This window comes from Streptomyces sp. NPDC002130 (assembly GCF_040296465.1).
Lineage (GTDB): Bacteria > Actinomycetota > Actinomycetes > Streptomycetales > Streptomycetaceae > Streptomyces.
Genome location: NZ_JBEOXI010000491.1, coordinates 1 through 2966, shown reverse-complemented (window position 1 = coordinate 2966; position 2966 = coordinate 1). Strand labels below are relative to the sequence as shown.

The window sequence follows — 2966 nt, the reverse complement described above, 5'->3', positions numbered from 1 at the left end:
GAGCGGCCGGTACGTCCTCGACGGCGAAGTGCACGAGGAAGTGGGGCGGCATCCGGTCGGAGAACACGTCCGTGACGGGGGCCCGGCCGAAGTCGGGCTCGGCGTCGGGCCCGAACAGGGCCTCTTGGAAGAGATCGCCGTAGAAGGCGTTGGCCGCCTCGGTGTCCCGGGCGTACAGCTCGACCCAGGCGAAAGTGCCCGGCTCGTGCCGTTTGCCGAAGCCGGGGTGGTCCTCCGGCTGCCACAGGGCGAAGACGGCGCCCTCGGGGTCGGTGACGAGCGCGGTGACGCCCAGCTCGCCGGCCGGTACCGGGGCCGAGACGACCTGACCGCCCGCGTCCCTGATGCGCCGGGCCAGGGCAGGTGCGTCCGGGGTCGCGAAGTACACCGTCCAGACGGTCGGGAGCCGTCCGTCCACCTTGCGGACCAGAGCGGCCACGGGTTCGCCGTCCTTCAGCGCCTGCGCGAAGGAGCCGAACCAGTCCTCGAAGGTCCACCCGAAAAGTTCACCGTAGAACCGCTTGCCCGCCTCGACGTCCGGGAGCTGCGCGTCCACCCAGCAGGGGACGCCCTCTCCGTACACCGATGCCCTGTTTTCGGCCATGCCGACAACGTAACCGCGACTGCCGCAGCCCGCAGACCAGGCACACCAGCCCCCGCACTCCCTTACACCCCATTTGCAGTCGGCCGAATCGCGCCCCGATCTCGCCTCGGTAAGCTGACGTCATGACAGGACAAGTGCGTACCGTCGACGGCCGCGTGGCCGGCCGACGTGGGCAGGCGACCCGGCAGAAGCTGCTCGACTGCCTCAGCGAGATGCTCAGCTCCTCCCCGTACCGGGACGTCAAGGTCATCGATGTCGCCCGGAAGGCGGGCACTTCGCCCGCGACCTTCTATCAGTACTTCCCGGACGTCGAGGGCGCCGTCCTGGAGATCGCCGAGCAAATGGCGACCGAGGGCGCCGCGTTGACCGAGCTCCTGGAGGGCCGTTCCTGGGCCGGCAAGGCGGGCTGGCAGACGGCGCAGGAACTCGTCGACGGTTTCCTGGAGTTCTGGCGCAAGAACGACGCCATCCTCCGGGTCGTCGATCTCGGTGCCGCCGAGGGCGACAAGCGCTTCTACAAACTCCGCATGAAGATCCTCAACTCGGTGAACAACTCCCTCGCGGACGCCGTTGCCGAGCTCCAGGCCAAGGGGAGGGTCGACAAGGACGTGAACCCGGCGGCCGTCGCCGGTTCGCTGGTCGCGATGCTCGCGGCCGTCGCCTCCCACCAGAAGGGCTTCTCCTCCTGGGGCGTGAAGCAGGCCGAACTGAAGCCCAACCTCGCCCTGTTGGTGCACCTCGGCGTCACCGGCCGGAAGCCGACGAAGTAGCGCGGCGCGACGGCCTCTTACCCGTCCAAGTCCTGTCTGGCAGGCGGTGGTCCACCCCGGTGGACCACCGCCTGTTGCGCTCCTTGCCCTCCGCCCCTACCTCCGCACGAGCCGGAACACCCGGATCTCCCGCTCCACCCGCGCCTGGTACGCCGCGTACGGCGGCCAGAACGCCAGCAGCGCCTGCCACGCCGCCGCCCGCTCCTCCCCCGCCAGCAGCCGGGCCGTGACGGGGACGTCCCGGCCCTTCCAGCTGATCTCCGCCTCGGGATGCGCGAGGAGGTTGTGGCTCCAGGCGGGGTGCCCCGGCCGTCCGAAGTTGGACCCGACGAGGATCCAGCGGCGCCCGCCGTCCTCCGGCATGCAGGCCAGTGGGGTACGACGGGGCAGGCCGCTCCTCGCCCCGGTCGAGGTCAGCACCACACCCGGGAGCATGTGCGCGCTGAGCAGCACCTTTCCCCTGGTGAGCCGGTGGACGGCCCGGTCGAGGGCGGGCACCACGTGCGGCGCCACCCGCGCGAAGCCCCTGGTCGACGACACCTTCTGCACCACGCGTGCGCCCCTCATGTGCCGGCCTCCTCGAAGACGTGTGCCGCGTCGGCCGCGTGCGCCCGCAGCCGGTGCACCGGCCCGAACAGCAGCTCGTCGCCCGCGGCGCGCTTGAAGTACAGGTGAGCCTCGTGCTCCCAGGTGAATCCGATGCCGCCGTGCAGCTGGATCCCCTCGGCGGCGGCGCGGCGCAGCGCTTCGAGCGCCTGGGCGAGGGCGAGAGCGCCGGCCTTCTCCTCGCCGGGCGGGGTGGTGGCCTCGGCGGCGGCCCAGGCCGCGTAGTACGCCGCCGAGCGGGCCGCCTGGACCTGGACGTACGCGTCGGCCAGCCGGTGCTTGACCGCCTGGAAGGAGCCGACCGGCCGCCCGAACTGCTCGCGCTGCCCCACGTATTCGACGGTCCGCTCCAGCACCCGGGCGGCGGCCCCCACCGCCTCGGCGGCGAGGCAGGCGGCGGCGGTGTCGCCGAGTCCGGCGAGGGCGGGGAGGGCGTCGGCGTCCTCATCTCCCAGCAACTCTGCCTGCACGTCCCGCAGTTGGAGCCGCCCTTGCGGGCGGGTGGCGTCCAGTGCGGTCTGCCGTACGCGGGTGAGGCCGGAGGCGTCCCCGCGCACGAGGAAGAGCAACACCCGGGAGCGGGCGAATCCCCCGGTGTGGGCGGCGACCACGAGCAGCTCGGCACTGTGCCCGTCGAGGACTTGGTCGACCTGCCCGTACAGCTGCCAGCCGCCCTCCGCCCGCCGGGCCTGCACGCCCCCGGCCCGTCCCCCGCCGGCCCACCGCCCGCGCCGGTCGTGGCCGGTGAGCGCGAGGGCGGTGGCCAGGGCGGGCCCCGGTACGGCGAGGGCGGCGGTGAGTTCGCCGGAGGCGATGCGCGGCAGGAGCGTGGCGCGCTGGGCGCCGGTGCCGAGGGCGAGCAGCAGCGGGGCGGCGAGGACGGCGGTGGCCGGCAGCGGGGTGGGGGCCAGGGCCCGGCCCGTCTCCTCGCAGGCCAGGGCCAGTTCGGTCACGGTGCAGCCGGCACCGCCGTAGGTCTCGGGGAG

The 2966-nt window shown here is 73.0% G+C and carries 4 protein-coding genes; 1 reads left to right on the top strand and 3 read right to left on the bottom strand.

Annotated features, from left to right (window positions below; all coding sequences use genetic code 11):
* Positions 1 to 604: AfsK-binding protein KbpA (kbpA, locus tag ABT116_RS41575; RefSeq protein WP_351645506.1), on the bottom strand; the 604-nt coding region annotated here is incomplete at its 3' end.
* Between the two features lie 122 nt (positions 605 to 726).
* On the opposite strand from kbpA, the gene ABT116_RS41570 reads away from it, so the two are divergent.
* The gene (locus ABT116_RS41570; protein ID WP_167345935.1) at positions 727 to 1374 is read left to right on the top strand and encodes a TetR family transcriptional regulator; all 648 of its coding nucleotides are present in this window, start codon (positions 727 to 729) and stop codon (positions 1372 to 1374) included.
* Positions 1375 to 1470: 96 nt separating this feature from the next.
* On the opposite strand, the gene ABT116_RS41565 is transcribed toward ABT116_RS41570, so the two are convergent.
* On the bottom strand, positions 1471 to 1941 hold the full coding sequence (locus ABT116_RS41565; RefSeq protein WP_351645498.1) for a nitroreductase family deazaflavin-dependent oxidoreductase: 471 nt from the start codon (positions 1939 to 1941) through the stop codon (positions 1471 to 1473).
* Positions 1938 to 2966, bottom strand: a 1029-nt coding sequence (locus ABT116_RS41560) for an acyl-CoA dehydrogenase family protein (RefSeq protein ID WP_351645492.1), incomplete at its 5' end; no start/stop codon positions are given. The genes ABT116_RS41565 and ABT116_RS41560, both read right to left, overlap by 4 nt.